The 22,766-nt window shown below is 42.1% G+C and carries 20 protein-coding genes; 11 read left to right on the forward strand and 9 right to left on the reverse strand.

Annotated elements, in window-relative coordinates:
- Positions 1–148: 148 nt before the first annotated feature.
- Both OCU87_RS07615 and OCU87_RS07620 read right to left on the reverse strand, forming a co-directional pair.
- Positions 149–1,663 carry a protein adenylyltransferase SelO gene (locus tag OCU87_RS07615; RefSeq protein ID WP_261858158.1) on the reverse strand — a complete coding sequence of 505 codons (1,515 nt, stop codon included), beginning with the start codon at positions 1,661–1,663 and terminating at the stop codon, positions 149–151.
- A gap of 248 nt (positions 1,664–1,911) precedes the next feature.
- A complete protein-coding gene (locus OCU87_RS07620) occupies positions 1,912–3,348 on the reverse strand; it encodes a hypothetical protein (RefSeq protein WP_062691070.1) in 1,437 nt (478 codons plus the stop codon).
- Positions 3,349–3,546: 198 nt separating this feature from the next.
- Here OCU87_RS07620 and OCU87_RS07625 point away from each other — a divergent pair, with 198 nt between their 5' ends.
- From OCU87_RS07625 to OCU87_RS07635, 3 genes are all read left to right on the forward strand, one after another.
- Positions 3,547–4,389, forward strand: coding sequence for a CvfB family protein (locus OCU87_RS07625; protein ID WP_261858159.1), 843 nt, complete (start codon positions 3,547–3,549; stop codon positions 4,387–4,389).
- Between the two features lie 348 nt (positions 4,390–4,737).
- Positions 4,738–6,354 carry a peptide ABC transporter substrate-binding protein gene (locus OCU87_RS07630; RefSeq protein ID WP_062691069.1) on the forward strand — a complete coding sequence of 539 codons (1,617 nt, stop codon included), beginning with the start codon at positions 4,738–4,740 and terminating at the stop codon, positions 6,352–6,354.
- A 341-nt stretch (positions 6,355–6,695) separates the two neighbouring features.
- A complete protein-coding gene (locus OCU87_RS07635) occupies positions 6,696–7,250 on the forward strand; it encodes an OmpA family protein (protein ID WP_062691068.1) in 555 nt (184 codons plus the stop codon).
- 397 nt (positions 7,251–7,647) lie between these two features.
- On the opposite strand, the gene moeB is transcribed toward OCU87_RS07635, so the two are convergent.
- Positions 7,648–8,394: a molybdopterin-synthase adenylyltransferase MoeB gene (gene moeB, locus OCU87_RS07640; RefSeq protein WP_261858160.1), complete on the reverse strand. Its 747-nt coding sequence runs from the start codon at positions 8,392–8,394 to the stop codon at positions 7,648–7,650.
- Positions 8,395–8,542: 148 nt separating this feature from the next.
- On the reverse strand, positions 8,543–9,778 hold the full coding sequence (gene moeA, locus OCU87_RS07645) for a molybdopterin molybdotransferase MoeA (RefSeq protein WP_261858161.1): 1,236 nt from the start codon (positions 9,776–9,778) through the stop codon (positions 8,543–8,545).
- A gap of 377 nt (positions 9,779–10,155) precedes the next feature.
- Here moeA and folE point away from each other — a divergent pair, with 377 nt between their 5' ends.
- Positions 10,156–10,809, forward strand: a complete 654-nt coding sequence (gene folE, locus OCU87_RS07650) for a GTP cyclohydrolase I FolE (RefSeq protein WP_261858162.1) — start codon at positions 10,156–10,158, stop codon at positions 10,807–10,809.
- 120 nt (positions 10,810–10,929) lie between these two features.
- Here the strand turns inward: folE and OCU87_RS07655 are convergent, their stop codons facing one another.
- Positions 10,930–11,910 carry a TerC family protein gene (locus OCU87_RS07655; protein WP_261858163.1) on the reverse strand — a complete coding sequence of 327 codons (981 nt, stop codon included), beginning with the start codon at positions 11,908–11,910 and terminating at the stop codon, positions 10,930–10,932.
- Positions 11,911–12,486: 576 nt separating this feature from the next.
- Here OCU87_RS07655 and OCU87_RS07660 point away from each other — a divergent pair.
- From OCU87_RS07660 to OCU87_RS07680, 5 genes are all read left to right on the forward strand, one after another.
- Positions 12,487–13,851, forward strand: coding sequence for an FAD-dependent oxidoreductase (locus OCU87_RS07660; protein ID WP_261858357.1), 1,365 nt, complete (start codon positions 12,487–12,489; stop codon positions 13,849–13,851).
- A gap of 431 nt (positions 13,852–14,282) precedes the next feature.
- A complete protein-coding gene (locus tag OCU87_RS07665) occupies positions 14,283–14,651 on the forward strand; it encodes a hypothetical protein (protein ID WP_062691061.1) in 369 nt (122 codons plus the stop codon).
- 43 nt (positions 14,652–14,694) lie between these two features.
- Positions 14,695–14,967 (forward strand): hypothetical protein, encoded by a 273-nt coding sequence (locus tag OCU87_RS07670; RefSeq protein ID WP_261858164.1) that lies wholly within the window; start codon positions 14,695–14,697, stop codon positions 14,965–14,967.
- A 175-nt stretch (positions 14,968–15,142) separates the two neighbouring features.
- Positions 15,143–15,391: a hypothetical protein gene (locus tag OCU87_RS07675; RefSeq protein WP_261858165.1), complete on the forward strand. Its 249-nt coding sequence runs from the start codon at positions 15,143–15,145 to the stop codon at positions 15,389–15,391.
- 230 nt (positions 15,392–15,621) lie between these two features.
- Positions 15,622–15,870, forward strand: coding sequence for a hypothetical protein (locus OCU87_RS07680; protein WP_261858166.1), 249 nt, complete (start codon positions 15,622–15,624; stop codon positions 15,868–15,870).
- A gap of 91 nt (positions 15,871–15,961) precedes the next feature.
- Here OCU87_RS07680 and phnR read toward each other — a convergent pair whose 3' ends face one another.
- The 3 genes from phnR to OCU87_RS07695 all read right to left on the reverse strand — a co-directional run bounded on the left by phnR (position 15,962) and on the right by OCU87_RS07695 (position 19,788).
- Positions 15,962–16,669, reverse strand: a complete 708-nt coding sequence (gene phnR, locus OCU87_RS07685) for a phosphonate utilization transcriptional regulator PhnR (protein ID WP_261858167.1) — start codon at positions 16,667–16,669, stop codon at positions 15,962–15,964.
- Positions 16,670–16,975: 306 nt separating this feature from the next.
- Positions 16,976–18,685 carry a putative 2-aminoethylphosphonate ABC transporter permease subunit gene (locus tag OCU87_RS07690; RefSeq protein WP_261858168.1) on the reverse strand — a complete coding sequence of 570 codons (1,710 nt, stop codon included), beginning with the start codon at positions 18,683–18,685 and terminating at the stop codon, positions 16,976–16,978.
- Positions 18,686–18,711: 26 nt separating this feature from the next.
- Entirely contained in the window at positions 18,712–19,788 is a 1,077-nt protein-coding gene (locus OCU87_RS07695; protein WP_390960691.1) for a putative 2-aminoethylphosphonate ABC transporter ATP-binding protein, read from the reverse strand.
- A gap of 238 nt (positions 19,789–20,026) precedes the next feature.
- Between OCU87_RS07695 and OCU87_RS07700 the strand changes: the two genes are divergently transcribed.
- Complete coding sequence (locus OCU87_RS07700) at positions 20,027–20,197, forward strand: hypothetical protein (RefSeq protein WP_261858170.1); 171 nt, start codon at positions 20,027–20,029, stop codon at positions 20,195–20,197.
- A 101-nt stretch (positions 20,198–20,298) separates the two neighbouring features.
- On the opposite strand, the gene OCU87_RS07705 is transcribed toward OCU87_RS07700, so the two are convergent.
- Positions 20,299–21,312 carry a putative 2-aminoethylphosphonate ABC transporter substrate-binding protein gene (locus OCU87_RS07705; RefSeq protein WP_261858171.1) on the reverse strand — a complete coding sequence of 338 codons (1,014 nt, stop codon included), beginning with the start codon at positions 21,310–21,312 and terminating at the stop codon, positions 20,299–20,301.
- 266 nt (positions 21,313–21,578) lie between these two features.
- Between OCU87_RS07705 and phnW the strand changes: the two genes are divergently transcribed.
- A complete protein-coding gene (phnW, locus tag OCU87_RS07710) occupies positions 21,579–22,697 on the forward strand; it encodes a 2-aminoethylphosphonate--pyruvate transaminase (protein ID WP_261858172.1) in 1,119 nt (372 codons plus the stop codon).
- Positions 22,698–22,766 lie beyond the last annotated feature (69 nt).

Genomic DNA, 22,766 nt, shown 5'->3' on the forward strand with positions numbered 1-22,766 from the left:
TTTATAAAACGCAAAATTGATTGAAATGACGAGATAACGAAGATGATGTGTCGAGTTGTGAGTGAAGTCGATTTTTCGCACAGCAGCATAATGTTAGTAAGGTCATATTATGCTGCGTTCAGTGGGGTCGATTAATTCGATTCGTCGATTAAGAGCTACAACTTATCGCTAAGGTTTTCCCCCATTCGGGTGGAAGCTGAGCCATTGCCTGATAGTTTTGGTGCTCATCAAAGGGGGATGACAGTACCTCCATGAGTGATTCAATACGAGAATAGTCGCCTTGTTCTGCTTCTTGAATCGCGAGCTGTGCTAAGTAGTTACGCAAGATAAACTTGGGGTTCGTCGCTAACATCTTGTTTAGTCGTTCTGCATCACTAACGCTTATGTCTGTTTGATCTAGCTCTTGGATTACCCGTTGCTGGTATTGAGTAAGCCAAGTGGCTAATTGAGCCTGATTTTCATTGCTATGATACTTGTTGGTCGAAGAGGCTGTTAATAGAGCGGTGGTGTTTGAGGCAATATCTGTCACCGATATTGCTGACAATGTTCTAAAGAAGAGCGTGTAATCTAGCTGCAGCGCGGTTAAGCAGTTAAATAAGTTTTTAAATAAATATCCATCTTGGTCGTTGTGCGTTACCAGCCCTAATTTAGCACGCATGTTCTTGCTATAGGCGGTTTGTAGCTGGGGTTCAAAGGTATCTAAAATAGCGTTGGCCGCATCAGATTCAATCAGTGGAGAAAGGGCATAACCAAGCGCCGCTAAATTCCATAAGGCAATACTTGGCTGCTGGTTAAAAGCGTAACGACCCGAATAATCTGAATGGTTACAAATATAGTTGGGGTTATAGTCATCTAAAAAACCATAAGGGCCATAGTCAAACGTTAGCCCGAGAATCGACATATTATCGGTGTTCATGACACCATGAGCGAAGCCAACACTTTGCCAGTCGGCAATCAATGTCGTGGTCAACTCAATGATATTTTGATACATCGCAGCATAAGGAGCTGGGTGTGTTTGTAAATCAGGGAAGTGGTGTTCAATGACATAATCAGCTAATAGCTTTAAATCACCGTGTTGTTGAGTATAAAAAAGATACTCAAAATGGCCAAAGCGGATGTGGCTTTCAGCAACCCTTATCAAGGTCGCACCTTGCTCTACTTTTTCACGGTAAACCGGCGTTGTACTACTCAATACCGCTAGAGCATGGGTGGTTTTAATGCCAAGCCCTGCCATTGCCGCGCTAGCAAGGTACTCTCTAATACTTGAACGTAATACTGCGCGTCCGTCGCCCTGACGCGAATAGGGAGTAAGCCCTGAACCTTTTAAATGTAAATCCCATTTAGCCCCACTAGAAGTAACAACTTCCCCCAGTAACACGCCACGTCCATCGCCTAAATCTGGATTGTATTGACCAAATTGATGCCCGGTATATTTCATCGCAAGGGGGGTAAAACTAGGGTGGGGCAGGTTTCCCGTAAATATCTGTGCAAAGCGATCTGTGGCGACATCTTTCGTATTTAATTCGAGTAATTGGCACACATGAGGATTAAAGCTGACTAAAAATGGATCGTTTAAAGGTTGAGGGGTAACCGCCGTATAAAAAGAGGCCGGAAGTTGGCTAAAGCTATTATTAAAAACCAATCGATCAAGTGTGCGAGCCATGGCAGCGAATCCTGTGCAGTCTGAAATAGGCTGGAACTCTCTAAAACAATTTACTTGCTGAATTATGTGCATGCAGGCGTTTTGTTGAAGAGAAGTACTAACAATAGCTATAAGGTAGCAATATTTCAGCGGCTAACAAGGGACAAAAAGTAGGGTTATCTTAGGTTCAATAACAATAACCCTTATTGTCTCAGCATTGTCTCAGCCTATTTTTTGGTGCTATACACTGAAAATAGCGGTGCTCTGCATCAGAAAATAGGTAATTGAGATTCTTTTTCACTGGCCGTTTTATCTTTAATCGTTGCGTCTGTCCTTTCAGCGGTGGATTTTTTCTTTGGTGCAAGATCAATTGCTTCAATATCAACCACTTTTGAACGATTCATAATGACTTTCCAGCGTTGAATGCGGACAGTATTATCTTCATCGGTTTCTTGGGTGATTAAATTGATCAAGTGGCGCTTTTCTACCGACTCTTTGGTGACTTGGCCGTCTTTGAGTTGGTAAATACGCTGAGATCCTTTTTCCATTAAACTCGCAACGACACGTAGATCAAGCATGATCGATTCGCGTGTTTGTTCATAACCACTCAGGAACTTGATCGGTGACATTCGTGTTGTACTTTTATAGTGCAGTACGGCTTCTTCGCGTTGAGACACTTTATGCTTACGCGCTTTACGTATTTCACTGTCGAGCTTACTGAACTGAGTGTATTCCAGCCATTCCAACTGACGGCCGATAAGATGCCCGCTATTGGCATCAAAAAATTGCTTACGCCACTTAGGTTTGTTTTTTCGGACTAAGCGCCATAGCACTTGTTTTAAATCGTCTTTAAAAACTTCACGTGCAGCATAAATGAAAGACAGAACAACGATGAAAGAGGCGGTAATATCGCCCAGTACACCACGTGCTTTTATTAGCATTATGGTGACAAAAATCATCACAAAGCCCGCGGCAAAACCGGTCACGATTTTTTTCGTGTTGTTACCCAACTCGATGGTTTTTTCACTCATCGTGACAGGGTATTCGATCAAACGGCGTAATAAGCGCATTTTGTTCGACATACGAGTAGGGTCTTGCAGTGCTTTATTGGAGTTATAATTGTGCTTAGTACGGTGCTCGGATTCTTTATTGCAGACATCAAGCAACATATCGCGGATTTCATTGTAATCATTACCGCGGGGTAAATGTGCCACTAATGCTAGACAGCGCTGCTCGGTAAACCAAGAGAGATAATTGTCGATGTTTTCGTAGTATTTCAGCAGCTTTTTATCGGTAGGAATACTTCGGCGTAAACGCTTTAGGATACGCACTGTCAGCTGTGCGACTTCCTCTACTTCTTCAATGGTGCGCTCTTGCTTGTCATCCAATAATTGCTCGGATGTTTTTTCTAACGCCAAGGCATATTGGTAAGCATAGAGGCTTAAGCTTAAGCGGTATTGTTCCGTGGATAATTTTCCACGGCTGGCTAAACGGCTATGAACCAGAGGAAGGTGGTTTACATCACTGTAGTAGGTACGTTTTCCATGAATTGCATTGTGGTAAAACTCGTCTTCACTCACGATTTTATCTGTGAGGCCAAGTTCACCAGGCACGAAAATATAGAAATCTAACTGTCGATTAGTTGTTTCTTGAATAACATGGGAAATCTTAAGTTTATGCCCATCTTTTTTTTCAACAGTGATCACGCTGACAATATACCTCTTGGAGTTTTTCTTATTCTAGTTGATTTAAGTGCCGTTTAGCAGTTGATTTTACAGATGTAAAACTCAATAGCATGAAATTTCATCAAAAATATTTCAGATTGGTCAGGCAGCAGTGTTTAACATCACGTATAATGCGCTCAGCAATACTATTGAAATTATTTACCCTGAGAGTGTCATAGAATGATTAGAATTGGACAATACAACACATTAGAAGTCGTCAAATTAGTAGATTTTGGCGTTTTTCTTGATGGTGGTGATGACTTTGGCAATATCCTACTGCCGAAATCCTCTGTCCCTGAGGGCACTCAATTAGGTGATAAGCTCGAAGTATTTATCTACTTTGACTCTAATGATGAGATTATCGCGACAACAACGCAGCCAAAAGCAAAAGTAGGCGACTTCGCACTATTACGTGTTGTAGGTACATGCGAAATTGGTGCATTTGTGGATTGGGGCCTGATGAAAGACTTGCTGGTTCCATTCAGCGAGCAACGCCGCCGTTTGGAAGTGGGCCAAGATGTGATGATCCGCATTTACACAGATAAAGCGTCTGGTCGTATCGTAGGTTCAACCAAGTTTAACCGTTTTCTTGATAAATCACCGGCAAACTACCAAGTTGGCCAAGAAGTGCGTGTAACAATTGCAGAAGTAACCGATCTTGGCTTTAAAGCGGTGATTGAAGGCGAGCACTGGGGTTTATTATTTAAGACCGAAGCATTTGGTAAACTGTTTATTGGCAAGAGCCTTAAAGTTTACATTAAAGAAATCCGCGAAGATGGCAAAATTAACCTGTCACTGCAAAAAGCAGGTAAAGCCGGCGTGGATGACTTAGCAGACAAAGTGATCGCGACACTGGGCAAAAAAGATGGCTTTATCCCATTGAGCGACAAATCATCACCAGATGAGATTTTCAAAGAATTCCGTACAAGCAAGGCATTGTTCAAAAAGACAATCGGTGGCTTGTACAAGAAAGGATTAATCGTGATTGAACGAGAAGGTATTCGTTTAATCAACAACGATTAATCATACCTTGATGTTAAAAAGCGCGCTTACTTGAGAAAGTAAGCGCGCTTTTTTGTGTCGCCAGTTTATGTGTTGAAACAGCCGCTATTCCTATCTCCATTTTCACGCAGAGCTATCCACTGCAAAGGTCGACCGCGAGTATGTGAGATGTCACTTAGATGCAAAAAGAAGTATGCATAACACTTGTTTGTGATCTAAAAACTAGTCAAGTGTGCTTTTTATGTTATACATGTATGGGTATTTAGGCTTGTTCACATGATTAATAGAAACAAGTGGTTATAACATGATGGATGAGTGTTGTACCTGTACGGGTAATTTAATTATTACGTAAACTTAAAAGGACTTAATATGAATGCGTTAAAAAGCTCTGTAGTGGCAATAGCAGTAGCGATGGCTTGTACTGCAAATGTTCAAGCTGCTGATGTACCTGCTGGCGTAAAGTTAGCGAAAGTACAAGAAATTGTACGTGGTAACGGTGATGAAGTACCGACACTGGATCCGACGTTTTCGTCTGACACTGCAAGTTCACGCGTTATTCAAGACATGTTTGAAGGGCTTGTTTCTGAAGGTCTAAATGGCGACGTAATCCCTGCATTGGCTAAAAGCTGGGAAGTAGATGAGACGGGGATGGTTTATACTTACCACCTACGTGAAGATGCACTGTGGTCAAACGGTCAGCCAATCACCGCAAATGATTTTGAGTACAGTTTAAAGCGAGCAATAAATCCAGCAACGGCTGCACCGTATGCGTGGTATTTAACCATGGCCCGCTTTAAGAATGCAGAAGCCATCAATAAAGGCGAGAAATCTATTGATGAGTTGGGTGTTGAAGCCGTCGATGCTCGCACACTGAAAATTACCTTAGATCAGCCTGTTCCATACTTTACCAAAATGATGGTTCACCCATCGACATACCCAGTTTACAAAGACGTCGTTGAAAAGTATGGCGATAGCTGGACTAAGCCTGAACATATTGTGACTAGCAGTGCCTATAAACTGTCTAAGTGGGTATTGAATGAGCGTATTATTCTAGAGCGAAATGAGCGCTACTGGAATAACGATAAAACGGTTATCAATCAAGTGACTTACTTACCAATTCAAGATTTGACCGCTGAATATAATCGCTTCCGTACAGGTGAAATTGATATCACTTCGTCATTTCCGCTTGAGCAATATAAAGCGATTAAACAAGAACGCCCGAATGAATTGCTAACCATGCCTTCGCTAGGTACGTACTACTACTTGTTCAATATGGATAAAGCCCCGTTTGATGATGCGCGTGTGCGTAAAGCGTTAGCATACTCAATTGATCGTAATGTTGTGACTAACATTATTCTTGGTCAAGGCCAGCTTCCTGCTTATGGCGTAACGCCACCATCAGTATCGGGCTTCGAAGCACCGAAACTCGCATGGGGTGAAATTAGCCAGAAAGAGCGTAATAAGAAAGCGAAAGAACTGCTAGCAGAGGCGGGCTATGGCCCAAGTAATCCACTTGAGTTTGAACTGGTTTACAACACCAGTGAGTCACATAAAAAACTGGCGTTAGTTGTTTCTTCAATGTGGAAGAAAAACCTAGGCGTTAATGTTGATCTAGCCAACCAAGAATGGAAAACTTTCCTAGAGAAACTGAGTGCGAAGGACTTTGAGTTGGCGCGTTATGCATGGGTAGGTGACTACAACGAAGCATCAACATTCTTGTCGTACTTTGAAAGCCACGGTATGAACTACTCTGGCTGGAGTAATATTGATTACGATAAAGCAATGGCAGGTGCGATTAAAGCCCCTAGCGATAACAAACGTAACCAGTTCTACCAGAAAGCTGAGCAGGTATTTGCAGAAGAGATGCCTGCAATTCCATTGTATTTCTATACACGTTCAGTGCTAAAACAAACAAAAGTCGGTGGTTATTCAATCGAGAATGCTGGCGATGCACGCTTTACCCGTGATATGTATATCACACAGTAAATACACAGGTTAAGGCTAAATAGGCATAGTTAACCAGTGCGATTAGGATGAAAGCCGAGCAGAAATGTTCGGCTTTTTCTATTTAGGATAAAGAGGAGGATTAATAGCATTGCATTCTTTAAATCATGCCAACATCTTAAACGTAGCGACACACTTCCAAAGGCATTTAAAACTGAAAAGCGCAACAAACGTATTGTTAGGCGAATATCAATATTTCGCTTTTTCATCATGAAAACAGAAACTAATATTGCGAGGTGAATCCATATTACTTTTTATCTTCACTGCTGCTTTAAGTCCGATTTGTTACTGTTTGTTCTTATTTCACAGTAGGAAAAAGAACAATGAAATGGATGAAGGTTGGTGCTCTGGCTATAGCATCTTTAGTTATGCTGGGATGCCAGTCGAATGGTGATGGTCAATCTCAGGCTCAAGAAACCTACAATGAATCAGCAGCTGATCGTTATATGAGTCAGCTATATACTAAAGCTGAACGCATTATTGAGCGAGAAGATGGTGTGATTAGTCGTAATGGCGATCAGATCACAATCTTACTCGATGGCGATCGAAGTTTTGATTACAACAGTGCGTACATTCGTAGCGATAGTCATAAAGTATTGAGTGCTTTATCTGCACTGATAGCAAAGAACGAAAAATCCAAAGTATTCATCGGTGGGCATACCGATAGCTTAGGTCGCGATGAGTACAACCGTTCATTATCCGATAAACGCGCGAAATCCGTTTCAAATTACCTCACATTACGCGGTGTTGATAAAGAACAAGTAAATACTTATGGTTTTGGTGAAGTGAGCCCAATTGCTGACAATGATACAGCCTCTGGTCGCCAGAAAAACCGCCGTATTGATATTCGAATTACACCGAACCTAGATGAATTTTAGTGAATGTAATGCGGCTATAACATGTAGCCGCTAACTTCATATCTACGTACTTTTAACTAGTCAAATCAATAACAATTTAATTGTTTTAGTCGTAATTATAGGGAAATAAAATGTCTGCAAATTCAGCAATGACTTGGGCGAGTTACTTTGTCAGTTTTGCTTTCTTTTTATCATTAGCATTGGGAATGATTGTGGCTCACGGATAGGTAAGTAGAGTCGAGGATACACCAGCCGATAGAGTGTTTGAGTAAGTCAGAGTAAATAACGTAATTGAGGCAGTGTGTGTGATTACGATTAAAAGAAGAAAACACGATATAAAAAAACACCGCGATGAAATGTCATTTCTCGCGGTGTTTTTATTGGTGGGGCTAAAATTAATAGATGCAATATGAACGGATTAGCTACAAACAGGGCAGCTTGGCTGCTTGCCTAATTTCATTTCTCGCCAATTCATCGACATCGCATCGAGCATCAAAATTTTACCGGTTAGTGGTGTTCCCATGTTTGCCACGACCTTAATGGCTTCCATCGCTTGAACAGCACCGACAATACCGACAACAGGTGACATGATTCCTGCTTCTACACAGGTTAATGCTTGTTGGCCAAATAAAGTACTTAGGCACTCATAACAAGGCTGATCGTCTTGGTAGGTATACACACTGATTTGACCTTCCATACGAATCGCCGCGCCAGAAATTAGCGGTGTTTTGGTTTGGAAGCATAAGCGATTAAGTTGATTACGCGTATCGACATTATCACTACAATCAAGCACTAAGCTATGTTGTTCAATCAGCGTTAACAAAGCAGCATCGTCGAGACGCTTCGCAATGGTTTCAACGTGTAAGTTGGGATTAATCGTTTCGAGGGCGCGTTTTGCTGAATCAACTTTTAGCTGACCCACAGTGCTATCGTTATGTAATACCTGACGCTGCAAGTTAGACACTTCAACTTTATCATCGTCAATAAGCGTGAGTTTGCCGACACCAGCTGCAGCAAGGTACTGCGTAGAGGCACAACCTAAACCACCAGCACCAAGAATAAGCATTGATGATGCTTTGAGCGCTTCCTGACCATCAAAATCAAACTGGCGCAGAATAATTTGACGGTTATAGCGAAGCATTTCTGCATCGGTTAATTCAACCACAGTAAATCCTATTAAACGTAACGTTTTAAATCATGGAATAAAGCGCATTGATGAAATACGCTCATTCAAAGTGAAGCGATATAACTACACTTAGTGCAAATGTATTGAGTACAAATGCATTTAGTACAAATTACCTAGTACAAAATATTTAGTACATAGTGTGATTGAATAGCTCAATCGTCACGTCTTCACCCGCTTGAACACGACCACGTTCAAGTTCTAGCACAACAAAACAGTTAGCATGGTGCATAGAATTAAATGCGCCAGAACCTTGATTGCCCGTTGTTGCGACTTCAACTTGGCCGTTAGCGTTAATGCTGTAAATACCACGTTGGAAATCAGTACGGCCAGGGCGTTTTTTGAATAACGTTGTCGCTTTTGCTGTTAGGCGCTGTGGCGGTTGGTATTGCGTGTGGCCTGCAAGTTTAGCTAGCATAGGCTGCACTAATTGATACAGGGTCAGCATGGCTGAAACAGGGTTACCCGGTAAGCCACAGAACCAAGCATTATTGATGGTTCCGAATGCAAAAGGTTTGCCCGGCTTCATGGCTATTTTCCAGAAACCAATTTCACCTTGTTCATCTAAAATATCTTTGGTGTAGTCAGCTTCACCGACACTAACGCCGCCAGATGTTACCACTACATCCGCTTCAGTTGATGCTTTATGGAAAGCTTCACGCAGTTGTTCTGGGCTATCAGGAATAATACCAAGATCTAAAACATCACAGCCGAACTTCTCAAGTAAGGCACGAATACCGTAGCGGTTGCTGTCGTAGATTTGGCCAGCGGCGAGGGTTTCCCCTAATGGACGAAGTTCATCACCTGTCGAGAAGAAAGCCACTTTAGGGCGAACAAGTACGGAAACTGTAGCTATACCCAAAGAGGCAAGCAGTGGCATTTCACGTGCAGTGACGCGAGAGCCTTTAGCAACTACCACATCATTTAAGCGCACGTCGTCACCGATAGGGCGGACGTTGTCATTGGCTGGTGGCTTTATCAAGAAACGAATATTGTCGCCATCGACTTCGGTTTCTTCTTGCATGATGACGGCGTCAGCACCTTCTGGCATTTGGGCGCCAGTCATGATGCGAATACATTGGCCTGCTTGCCACTCACCCTCGAAAGGGATACCTGCAAAAGATTTACCCGCAAGGGTTAGGGTATCGGCATTAGCCAGATCTGCGGTGCGAACAGCGTAACCATCCATTGCTGAGTTAGCAAAAGGTGGAACGTTAATTGGCGAGCGAATATCTTCAGCAATCACATGGCCCATTGCATCGGGTAGGGCAATGGTGTTTTTTGCTTCAAGTGCTGTTACTTGAGCAAGCATTTTTTCAAGAGCAGTTTCGATAGGCATTAGGCCCGGAGTATCGCAACATCCCATAATCAGTCGTGTCCGTCGTTAGTGATGTACCCACAGAACTAAATCGGTGGGACTAAATGATAAGTCTTGGCTTATTTCGTTATTAGGAAAAGAACATCAAATAGAACAATGATTTCTCTATTGATTCCTTCTGGGTTAATTATGACAAAAAATCTGACTATGCCCTATACCAAATATGGCTAAAATGTGGAATCTCTTGTTTTGTTAAGCTTATATATTGAGTCTCTTGAAGGGAAAACGTTTGCGAGTGTCTAAACACCTACTAATTACGAGGTGTAATTCTTCTCATTTGGCGGTATCCTTCGGGGCAGATTTAAGCACTGGCATTGTAAATTAGGCTATTTCGCATTTAGGCCTGAGCCAAGTGGAGGGAAAGAATGACAGCATTAAGTGAATCCGCACTGTTAGTGCGCGACGCCCTAGCGGCACGTGGCCTTGAAACTCCGATGACCGAGAAGAAGGTTAGTCGAGAAGAGAAAAAAGAGAAAATTGAATTCCATATGCGTGAGATCTTAGAGTTGCTCTCGCTAGATTTAAGCGATGATAGCTTGATGGAAACTCCGCATCGTATTGCGAAAATGTATGTCGATGAAGTTTTCTCTGGGCTAGATTATGCTAACTTCCCTAAAATTACCGTCATCGAAAATAAGATGAAGTGTGATGAAATGGTGCGGGTTAAAAACATTACCTTAACCAGTACTTGTGAGCACCACCTCGTGACTATCGATGGTAAAGCGACGGTGGCGTATATTCCGCGTGGTAAAATTATTGGTTTATCCAAGATTAACCGCATTGTGCGTTTCTTCGCACAGCGTCCACAAGTACAAGAGCGCTTAACGCAACAGATCTTAGTCGCTTTACAGACGTTACTGGAAAGTGATGATGTTGCAGTAACGATTGATGCGACGCACTACTGTGTGAAATCACGTGGTGTGATGGACGCAACCAGTGAAACGACCACCACAGCTCTTAGTGGTATCTTCAAAAAGAACCCTGCAACACGTGCTGAGTTTCTCCACGGTATTCGTTAATCGCTAGCTATAGCGGCAATTTATAGAGATAAAAATATCCAGATATAAAAAAACCGCGAATTTTCGCGGTTTTTTATTACCTGATTTTAACCTCAGCAGATTAACTGCTAGCAGATAGGCTTATGATTCATTATTAGCGTTAACATCTGCTTTTACGACAACAGCTTGATCGCGTGTTTTCCACAAAGATGCTGAAATAGCGATCGTAATAGTCAGTGCAATAACAGCTAAAGATACCGGTGTAGGAATCGCGTAAGCCGTTTCCATTAATAGCATCTTGATACCAATGAAGCTCAGAATAAACGCCAATGCCACGCGTAGGTAGCAGAAACGCGTCAACATGCCTTCCAGTACAAAGTACAGCGAACGTAAGCCCAATAGTGCAAATACATTTGCTGTTAGTACCAAGAAAGGTTCTTGAGTTACGGCAAAGATTGCAGGAATTGAATCTAGCGCAAACATCACATCGGTTAGTGCAATCACAGCGACGACGATGAGTAGCGGTGTAGCAATCCAGCCTGTTTTCCCTTTGAACAACATTTTGTTGCCGTGATATTCATCAGATACAGGTACACATTTCTTCACGAGACGAACAGGTAAGCTGTTTGAGAAATCTTCCTGTGCTTCATCTTCTTCACGCCACAATTTGTAGCCTGTGTAGAGTAAGAATGCGGCAAAGATGTATAGCACCCAATGGAACTCAGCCAATAGCTGCGCACCCACACTGATCATGACTGCACGCAATAACAATGCGCCGACTACACCTAACATGAGTACGCGAGGGCGTAAATGTTCAGGTACAGCAAACTGACCGAAAATCAATGCAAAAACAAACAAGTTGTCGACGCTAAGTGATTTTTCGAGCAAGTAACCAGTTAAAAATGCGGTTGCCGCTTCATTGCTTGTATAGCTACTGTCTGGTGCCATAACGGGCCAGTAGAAGTAGATAACAACATTAAAGATTAACGCGAGTGCAACCCAAAATAAGCTCCAAATAGCCGCTTTTTTAATGGTGATTTTACCACCACGGGTTTGATATAAATCGAGCGCTAACATTAACAACGTTAGAACGGCGAAGCCTTCGTAAGAAAAAAGGCTCATAGGGTTTACTCCTTCCAGATCACGCGGAAGGCAAGAGCACTAATATAGATGGCTGACTTTGACCTTCCGCGCATTACGTACAGGTACACCTAGGGCGTACATCATTAATGGCGTTGGTCTTGTCAAAGTTGATGATAGGTCATTAACTTACGGCTGCCGGGAGCAATGAGGCTCCGGGATGACGACAGGCGAACATTCACTTATGCGCTTAGCAAGCATCGCTAATTACAGTCAGTAGAGTGTGACTACTCCCCAAACAAGTGGATTCTATTCCTGAAAATGTATTCACGCCAGCGCTTTTTTCGATCTTAGCTATAAAGATAATTTCTATGACAGAAAAAAGACCAAAATGAATTTTCTGTGTCACTGATAGTGGATGTATTGAGCCTTAACCTCCATTTGGTAAAGTAGTAATCAGGGTGCTGGTCTATACCAGTGGGGTTGTCATTATGAGTCTGAATAGAAAGGGCGGTTCAGTTTATGCAAACGAATACAGAAACAAAGCAGGTATTGGAATCAGATAAGACCAGCACATTAAATGACAGTCGTTTCCAGCCATATTGGTTCGATCAGGCAATGAAGCAAGAACCGCTTTCATCACCGAATGTACTGACGCGAGATACACAAACAGATGTATGTATTGTCGGTGGTGGTTACACCGGGCTATGGACAGCTATTAATATTAAACAGCAGCAACCAGAGTTGGATGTGGTTGTAATAGACAAAGGCTTGTGTGGTAGTGGGGCATCTGGCCGTAATGGTGGATGCATGCTGACATGGTCCACTAAATATTTGTCGATGAAAAAGCTCTACGGTGAGCAAGAGGCGATTCGTTTAGTACAAGCATCAGAACAAGCCGTTTTTGAAATCGAACGCTTTTGCCAGCAGCATGACATTGATGCTGAGTTGCGTGTCGATGGCACTTTATATACCTCAACAAATGCAGCACAACAAGGCGGAATGGATCCTGTGTTAGCGGCGCTTGACCGACATGAAATCAATAGTTGGCAGCAATGGCAGATAGATCGTGTTCAGCAAGACGCTGGGTCTCGTTTACCTTGTGAAGGCTATTATTCGCCTGCGGCAGCAAGTGTTCAACCGGCTAAGCTAGTGCGCGGCCTTAAACGTGTCGCTGAAAAAATGGGTGTCGTTGTTTATGAAAATACACCAATGGAAGATATTAATACCGATGTGCCTATTACGATAACAACACCAGAAGCTGATATTTACGCAGGGAAGGTTGTACTCGCCTTGAACGCATGGATGATGGAGAAGTTCCCAGAGTTTAAACGCAGTGTGGTATTGGTCTCTTCGGATATGGCAATCACAGATCCTATTCCAGAAAAACTCAATGCGATAGGCCTTTCAGATGGTAAAACCGTCGTTGATTCGCGCATATTTGTTCATTATTACCGAACAACACGAGATGGACGATTAATGTTAGGGAAGGGAGGCAACTACTTCTCGTTTGCCAATAAGATAAGCAAAGTATTTGATCAACCTAGCCAGTACACCAATATATTACGCCAGTCATTTAATCGTTTATTCCCATCGCTGTCACAACAAGGTTTTGCAGCCACTTGGACAGGGGCGTCAGATCGCTCGACCACAGGGTTACCTTTCTTTGGTAAGTTGAAACAGAACGCGAATATTTATTATGGTCTTGGGTATTCCGGTAATGGTGTTGCTCAAACATGGATCGGCGGAAAAATTCTGTCTTCTCTAGTACTAGGACAAGAGAATAAATGGAGCCAATGTGGACTGACTACTGGGCCTAAAGGGTATTTCCCACCTGAACCGATCCGCTGGATAGGTGCAATGATGGTACGTAATGCTATTCGCAGAAAAGAAGCGGCAGAAGATGAAAATAAAAAACCGTTTTGGTTTGATAAGCAACTCGCAAAGTTTGCGAATGCAGCAGGTAAATCGGATAAAGGTTAATTCTTGGGTAGGTTATATTATTCATTGCTAAATATTAACAACATGTCTATACCTAGGTGATTGAATTAGCTGGAGCCCTTAAATGTATATCGTTCATGTTATTGATTTTTATTTTGTGAATAGTGTGAAGTTGCGAGTTAAGTAGCGTTATTTGAATAAATGTTAATGTATGATCAATATCAGAAGTGATTATAAGGAAAATATGCACAGATATTAATTGAATTTATCAGTCTGTTTTCTATATTACCACTCACACTGCTGTTTTTTAAATGCACCTCAATGCTTATCTGATGGGCGGGGGAAGTGATTTTAGAGTAATGATTCTACTCTAAGTGTTTGTAATTTAAGTATGTTAAAATTAATAAAAGTTAATTTGAGTATCTTTCCTTCACAAGACAAACTAGCCTGCCTTAAACGACAGGAAGAGAAAAATGAATAATAATAACGTTACTAATATCAAAGAAATGCTAGAGGTTATTCGAGGTGTTGGGATTAAGCTTGATGATAACAACGTTGAAGAAGCGTTGGAAACCCTTGAGATGAAATCTTACTTGAAAAGTGTTCTTGATGTTGCAAAGGCCTGTGAGTTAGATGTTAGTACAGATAAAGTTAAAGTCGCAATAACTATAGTTGCTATTAACTACAAAAAGTGTGAAGGTCAGATTGAATCAAACTTACATAGCGTCATAGAATCGCCAAGCCACTCATTATTTTTAACAACCATAAAAATGACTCCTCAATTTCACCAGTTACTTAATATTACTGGGGATTCTGTTTGTTATAGTAAATATCTTTGGTAATAATACTTCCTATTATATAAAACCCTAACCGTTTAATAAAATTATGATTGTTGATAAAATTAGAAAGTTAATTCACTTCGGTAAGATGATGGAAATTAATCTTGCTGATGATAATGTGAAATCGTGTATTGTGGCTGTTTCTATGAATGAAAATATTCATGATAATCAATTGGGCGCAGCATTAATGTCTGCTTACCGAACACAATCTTCGTTATTTATCAGTGCACTCAGTAGTACCTCTGAGTTTAATATGGTACTTGATATTCTCAACGGTGAAGTGGGTGATTTTATAAAAACTAGCAAGGCTGAATATTAAGATGTTAGCTTAGTGATGATTGTGTCATTAATTGATGTGGTGATAATAGTTTGGGTCAAAATATGCTTCAATGACACATAATTAGTGATATTGAGCAAAGTTACTGGATAACTTCGCGGTTAATTGATAAGTTCACACCTAATGGAAACAATGTTTTATTAATGGGTGAGTATCAATGATCCGTAATCGAGTAAAGTGGTTAATACAGTTTTGCCAAGAAATGAATGTAAATATTCACAATAACAAGGCTAAAGCAAGTATTGTTGCGATATCGATGAATGATAACCTTCAAGATAGTGAATTGGGTGATTGTTTTATTCACGCATACCAAGCACCATCAAGCATCTTTATGGGTGCTCTTCAAACAACAGATGAATTTAACGCTATCCTCAATATTCTTAATGAACAGTTGTTGGAAGGCTGAAGACCCTGTTGTTGGTGGGATAGGTTGCTTTTGTGTTCCGCAAATCTTTCCCATGGCCTTTAAGTGTTATATTAAACAGTTTTTGTAGATTCTCTTGAGTTTAATGGCGTTATTTTGCTATGGTTCGATGGAATTTAAACGATGTTTTATTTGTTTTTATAATAATAAAAATTAACCATCCTATTTAACCTTTAGGTTTTATTTAACTAGGATGTATGACAGGTTATACAATGATTCAAAATAGAATAAGAAGCTTAATACAGTTATGCCGTGTGGTAGAACTAAACGTTAATGATGAAAAAGTACAAGCGTGCATCGCTGCTGTTGCGATGGATGTTAGCTTGGATGTGAACACGCAGGGAGAGGCTTTAATGAATGCGTTTCGTTCACAAACATTGCCTTTTATTAATGCGTTAAAACGTACTGAAGAATTTAGGGAAACAATTGCTGTTCTTAGCGGAGAGCTCAGCGTTAACTAACCATAGATTATTATCGATTAAAGGCAAGAACGATGAGGGGATCTCGTTCTTGCTTTTTTAACCGACCACCTTGCCTGACTTTATTTCTTGTTTAGCCTTTTGACAGCGTTGCGACAGACTCAATACTTAATGCGTCGTGTCGCCAATATTCCAAATCACAATCAATCATGCGGTCATGCTGGTCGTAATTTAAACGCTCTATGAACATTGCAGGGCTGCCTGCCGTTGCTCGTAATGCTTGGGCTGTTTCCCCTAATAGAGATGTAGTGCTGACTCGATAACGCGTTTTCGCGTACAAGGTATTGTAGTGTTCACGGTATGTGTCGGTAAGTGATGTCGTCACATCGAGTTCAAGCAAATTAGGGAAGTATTCTGGCAGTATAAAATTGGTGACTACCATAACGGGTCGCTCATCAAGAAAACGTAAACGATCAATGCGATAGACTTCCGTGAACGGAGAAACACTCAACAAAGATGCAGCCCGGCGACTTGCTGGCACTAATTTGGCGTCCAGTAATTCAGAACGTGCCACACGGCCTTGATCTGTAGCCATAGATGAAAAGTTTGTTGTTAATGTCGGGTCATAGCGAAGTGGTTCGGGTGACACAAACCAACCACGGCGATCCTCACGGTATAGCTTTCCTTCTGATTCAAGTAACGCCAAAGATTCACGTAAAGTGATCCGCGTGGTATTAAATGATTCAGCTAGCTTTCTTTCAGCAGGAAGCTTGTTTCCCGCAGTGAGTAACCCTGCGTCAATTTGCTCGTTGATCGCTTCCATGATTTTTATGTATTGCACAATTTGCCTTCTGGTTAAATGCCAATTCGATTACTCATTCTGTGATAACAAAATGTGGAGACAAAACATCGCCATACTGGTTTTGTCAGAGGCATCAATCGGATAAGCATTATGATGCCAAAGAGTGAAGCTTAATGGAATGTAAAATATAGCGTACCTATCAGCACCGCTAGTATCACATTGCTGGAAAGCCGTAGGGTGGTTGAAGAAGTGGGGTAATGGATCTCGAATGCACATATATAGGCCGATTAGAAACACTGTAAGCCATTCACTCACAGTGTTTATCTATAAACTTGAAGAGTGTATTTAGCGTTTACGCCACGCTTGGGTATGGTGATCGAGTGTTTTATTTAAACCCACATGCACCAATTTTATCACTGCTGCAGTCAATAATATCATCACAGACATCGCCGCTGCGGGACCGGTTTGCCCTGCATCGTCCATGTTAAGAACGGAAACAGAAGCAGGCATAGTATCGGTCGCATATAAGAACACAATGGCAGAGGTTGTGGTCATCGCATTAACAAATAAGTACACCGCAATCTCTAAAATCGCAGGGGCGCATACCGGTACAGTCACTTTAAAGAAGGTCTTGTACTGTGGCATTTTGATAGAGGCCGAAATAGCTTCTACCTCGGCAGGGAGCTGTTTAAGGGCTGTTAGCGCCGTCATATGACCCACAGTGTAGTAGTGAATAATGGTATTGATAACCAAAATCGCCATGGTGCCATACAGCATAGAAAACGGGTTAGCTTGGTGATTAAAGAAGAATATATAGCCCAAGCCCAGCACCAAACCTGGTACAGCCATTGGAATAATAGCGAACATTTGCAGTAAGCTACGTAATGCACCAAAGCTACGACCTTTCTCGATACAGTACGCACCTAAGAAAATAACGATTGTTCCTATAACGGCAACTAAGCTACCCAGTTTTAATGAATTAAAGTACGGTTCCCAGCCATAAGTACTGAATTCCGCAAAGTTGTAGTTATTAAAACTTAGGGTTAAGTTCCATGGCCAAAAGGTAACGAGTGAGCCATAAACCGCCATGCCGATGATGGCCAAAATAGCGAAAGAAATAACAGCACAAAAAGTAAAGCAAACACTATCACGCAGCGCACTTGGTGTCGGTACATAGGCGACGGAGCGTGAATCAAACATGCCTTTTTGTTTTTTCTGTACCCAACGATCGCCAACAAAGGCCAACACAGCTGGCAGCAATAGCACCACACTGGCTACCGCGCCCATTGAAAAGTTTTGTTGCCCAACAACTTGCTTAAAAATGTCTGTGGCTAATACGTTGTAGTGCCCGCCAATGACTTTAGGTACACCAAAATCACACACGACTAAGGTGAAAACGACGATCAAGGTACTGATTAAGCCGTATTTCGCGGCAGGTAGTGTCACCACAAAAAAGGTTTTGAAGGGGGAAGTGTCCAGCGCTCTAGCGGCTTCATACAAACGCGCATCGGATGTTTTTAGTGACGTTGACAATATCATCAGTGCATGAGGGAAGGTCCAAAAGATTAAACCCATCGAAATACCTATTGGGCCATAAATGGATTGGCCAAATAACAGCTCTTTGGCGATGCCTTGATTACCAAATAAGTAAATTAAACTGATGGCGGGTAAAAGTGACGGCGCAAGAATAGGCGCAGAACCTAATATGGTAAACAGCCCTTTAAATGGCATGCAGCTACGGGTTAACGCATACGCATAACCAAACGCTAAGATGCCAACACTCATGGTCACGATAAGCCCAATAGTCACCGTGTTTTGAACTGACTGCCACAGTGCTGGAGAGGTTAAATACTCGGCAAAGTTAGCCATCCCCACGTAATGGCCTTGGGTGTCCTGCACACTTTTTTGCAGCATACTGGCGAGCGGACCAAGGACAAATACTCCCATCATTAAAGTCAGTAAGATAAGAATGATCACCAAGGTGACGTTGTCACTGCTTAATTTGTTTTTTAGCTGAAATACATAGTGGCGAGCCACTGAATGTGGGGGATTCATCGTCGTATCCATGATGTGTACAGACCTTATCTATTTAGCTGAAAAATGTGAGCGTGTTGTTTCGATATATTGATATGCATGAAATGACCACGCTCCAATCCCAAGCGGCGTGTTTCTCGAATAGGTACATCGACTTTAATGTTCTTAGCAAGGTGTTCGCCTTGCAACTTACACTCAGCGCGAACATAGGTGCCTTGGAACTCTAAGTCTTCAATTTTGACGAGGAAAGAGGAGTCCGACAGTTGTTTGTCGGCGGTAAAATGAAGATCTTCAGGCCGTAGTGCAAGTTCAAAACGATCGCCACGGCTCAGGGAGTCACAAGGCTTTTCTAGTAACGACTCCCCAATGCGAATTTCGTTATCGCTAACCACAGAGCTAGGAATGAAATTCATATTACCCACAAACTCAGCAACAAAGCGTGAAGCGGGTTGTTGGTAGATCTCTTGAGGTGTACCAACTTGCTCAATAACACCATGATTCATCACCACAATACGATCAGCCATCGCTAAAGCTTCTTCCTGATCGTGGGTCACCATGATGGTGGTAATTCCGAGTTGACGCTGTAAACGACGGATCTCTTCACGTAGATGAGTACGTACTTTTGCATCTAAAGCCGACAAAGGTTCATCAAGCAGTAACAAACCTGGTGATAATGATAAGGCACGGGCAAGTGCAATTCTTTGCTGTTGGCCCCCAGACAGTTGGTTGGGGAACTTAATGCCCGATTTGGGTAAACCAATTACGGATAACCAATGGTTAACGATGTCATCGGTTTCTTTAATGCTTTTACCTTGGTTGCGAAGACCCAATGCAATGTTGTCGAAAACATTTAAGTTAGGAAACAGCGCATAGGACTGAAAAACAATGCCAAAATCACGCTTTTCTGGGGATAAAAAAGTGGTGTCTTTACCACTTTGAAGGATCTTTCCGCTGCTGGCGAGATCTAGCCCTGCAATGGCACGTAATAGGGTTGTTTTACCGCAACCTGATGGACCAAGAAAGCAGATGAATTCGCCTTTATTGATCTCAAGAGAAATGTTGTTAAGGGCTGTGAATTGGCCAAATTGTTTACTAACACTTTCGATCTGTAGATAAGTTTCCATGTTTACACTCAATCATTTGGTATATACCAAATTTAGCGAGAGGGTGTTACAGCAAAATGACATTAGGTTGACGGAAAAAAGACAACTGCACAGTGGCGAACTTATGCAACTAAGTTAATACTTAATGTTGGCTGAATCACGGTTTATTTGTCGAACTAAAAAAAGTAATTGAATTGCTGGTCATTTTTTAGTCGACTCAATTTTGTTATTTTGAAACGAAATAACTGGATGAGGAATAATGATGGAAATGAAAATGCTTAAACGAAATATTTCTTATATGGAACGTGAGCTTTCAGAGATGAAAAAGGAGTTGGCGATGTTAGAAGAAAGTGACTTCCAAAGTAAGAAATTGGATACAGTTTTCAAACCTGAATCACTCATTGCCTCGGAGCTAAGTGTCGTTGACTAAGGATATAAATGGCACATTTTAACCATTTTAGTGGCTGTAGAGTGATAAAGGAAACGGTGCAAAGGCACCGTTTTTATTTAGATGAATGACCTTATTAATTGCTAACCACGAGGCTCTGATTTTGCATCGAATCGGTTAGACCACGCCTTCAAAACTTCACTGCGGTTTGCCGCCATTTTAGAAAAGTTCATCTTCACCATGGCTTCTTCGACATTCGGGTAGTTTTTCACGGGTGTACTGACATTACTGTGGCCAACAACAGGGTAGAACTCGTTGTAAAGCTTATTGGCTTGTTTAGAGATAGACCAATCCACTAAGCGTTTTGCCGCATCTGATTGAGTGTTCACAAGACCAACCGCTTCTGACTCCCAACCGACACCGCCTTTCGGCAGAATAATGTCTATCGGTGCACCTTGCGATTTCAATTTAGCCCCACGGATCGCCATAGAAATACCGATAGCAACTTCGCCCATCCCCGCTTGCACACAAGGCTTAGAACCTGAGTGGGTATAATGTGCAATATTGCTATCCAGTTTGCTCATGTAATCCCATGCTGCGTCTTCACCCATGAGTTCCATCCATGCTGACACTTGCATGTAACCCGTTCCCGACGAGGCAGGGTTTGGCATTGCAATCTGGCCCTTATATTCAGGCTTTAGGAGGTCTTCCCATGTTTCAGGCTTAGGGAGGTTTTGTGCTTTTGCCACCGCTTCGTTGAAACACACAGCATTGAAGAAAGCATCGTTACCAAACCAAGCTTTGTTATCTTCAGGATCAACCATAGTGGTACGGATTTGGTCTAACCCTTTTGGTGAATAAGGCTTGAGCACACCGTTATCTTTCAGCAGTGCCATCGATGATCCTGCTAACCCCCAGACCACATCGGCATGAGGATTGTTTTTCTCAGCGAGTAATTTAGCCGTCATGATCCCCGTTGAATCACGTACCCATTTAATCTTGATATCTGGGTTTGCTTGCTCAAAACCTGATTTGAATTTCGCTAGCATATCCGTTTCGAAAGCGGTGTAAACAGTCAGCTCTTCAGCAGCAAAAGCAGAAGTTGCAGTCAGTGCAGCGATGGCAGTTAAGGGTGCAATGATCCAACGGTTTTTCATTTTTGTTCTCCATGAACTTAAATTGGTATGTACCAGATTGATGCGGCAAGGATGATGCTAGAGCGGCAATATGACAGTTCAATGATTGGATGATGTCACTTTGTTAACAGTTTTATGAGGCAGAGATGACAGCGTAAAAACAGACTAAAGAGAGGAGGAAAACGGAATATGAAAGTTTTATTAACTCTGTCGCTAAGGCATTTACAGGCAATCGCCTGAGTCGTTATAGTTTTCCAATCTGGTGTAGTCCAAATGGAAAGAGCGCAATGGAAAACGTTGATAATCAATATTTACTGTTAACACCGGGCCCACTCACGACCTCACGTGGTGTGCGTGAAGCCATGCTAAAAGATTGGTGCACATGGGATGATGACTATAACAAAGACATTGTTCAGGTGATCCGACAGCAATTAGTCCAATTAGCGACGCAGCATCATGGCTACACAAGTGTATTAATGCAGGGGAGTGGAACGGCATCTGTAGAGGCAACTATTGGTAGTGTGATTCCTGCTGATGGTAAATTATTAGTGGTGAACAACGGTGCTTACGGTGAGCGTATTGGGCAAATCGCGCAATATCTTAATATTGCTCATCATGTCATTGAATTAGACGAAGTCACCCAGCCAAGTGTTGATCAGTTAATTGATGTATTAGAAACAGATCCTGCGATTACCCATGTTGCTATGGTGCACTGTGAAACTACCACAGGGATGCTGAACCCGATTGAAGCTGTGTGTGATGTGGTTAAATCGCACAACAAAATCATGATCCTCGATGCAATGTCGAGCTTTGGTGGTATCCCTATGGATATTGGCGAGCTTGGGATCGACTTTATGATCAGCTCTGCAAATAAATGTATTCAGGGTGTACCGGGCTTTGGTTTTGTCATTGCGAAACAAACCGTACTTGAACGTTGCAAAGGCTTAGCACGTTCGCTGTCGTTGGATCTTTATGATCAATGGCAATGCATGGAGCTCAACCAAGGGAAGTGGCGTTTTACCTCGCCAACGCACACGGTACGAGCATTTCATCAAGCACTGATTGAGCTGACCGAAGAAGGAGGCGTTGCTGCTCGCTTTAATCGCTATTCGACCAACCAAAAGATTCTGGTCGAAGGCATGGAAAAGCTCGGCATTCAATGCCTGTTACCTTCTAAATTGCACTCTCCAATCATCACGTCTTTCTACTCGCCAGAACATCCTGATTATGACTTTAAGCCGTTCTACAATTTGCTGAAAGAAAAAGGTTTCGTTATTTACCCTGGCAAAGTCTCTCATGCTGATTGCTTCCGCATCGGTAACATTGGCGATGTGCACAATCATGATATTGAAAACTTAATCACAGCAGTAAGTGAATCTATGTACTGGTTGGCAGGTAATCAATAATGGCTGAGTTACAGGGTCACGTCATTCCAGTTCAAGCTACGCAAGGGCAAGCGACAGGCGCTGAAGTAG

This window comes from Photobacterium sanguinicancri, assembly GCF_024346675.1.
GTDB lineage: Bacteria > Pseudomonadota > Gammaproteobacteria > Enterobacterales > Vibrionaceae > Photobacterium > Photobacterium sanguinicancri.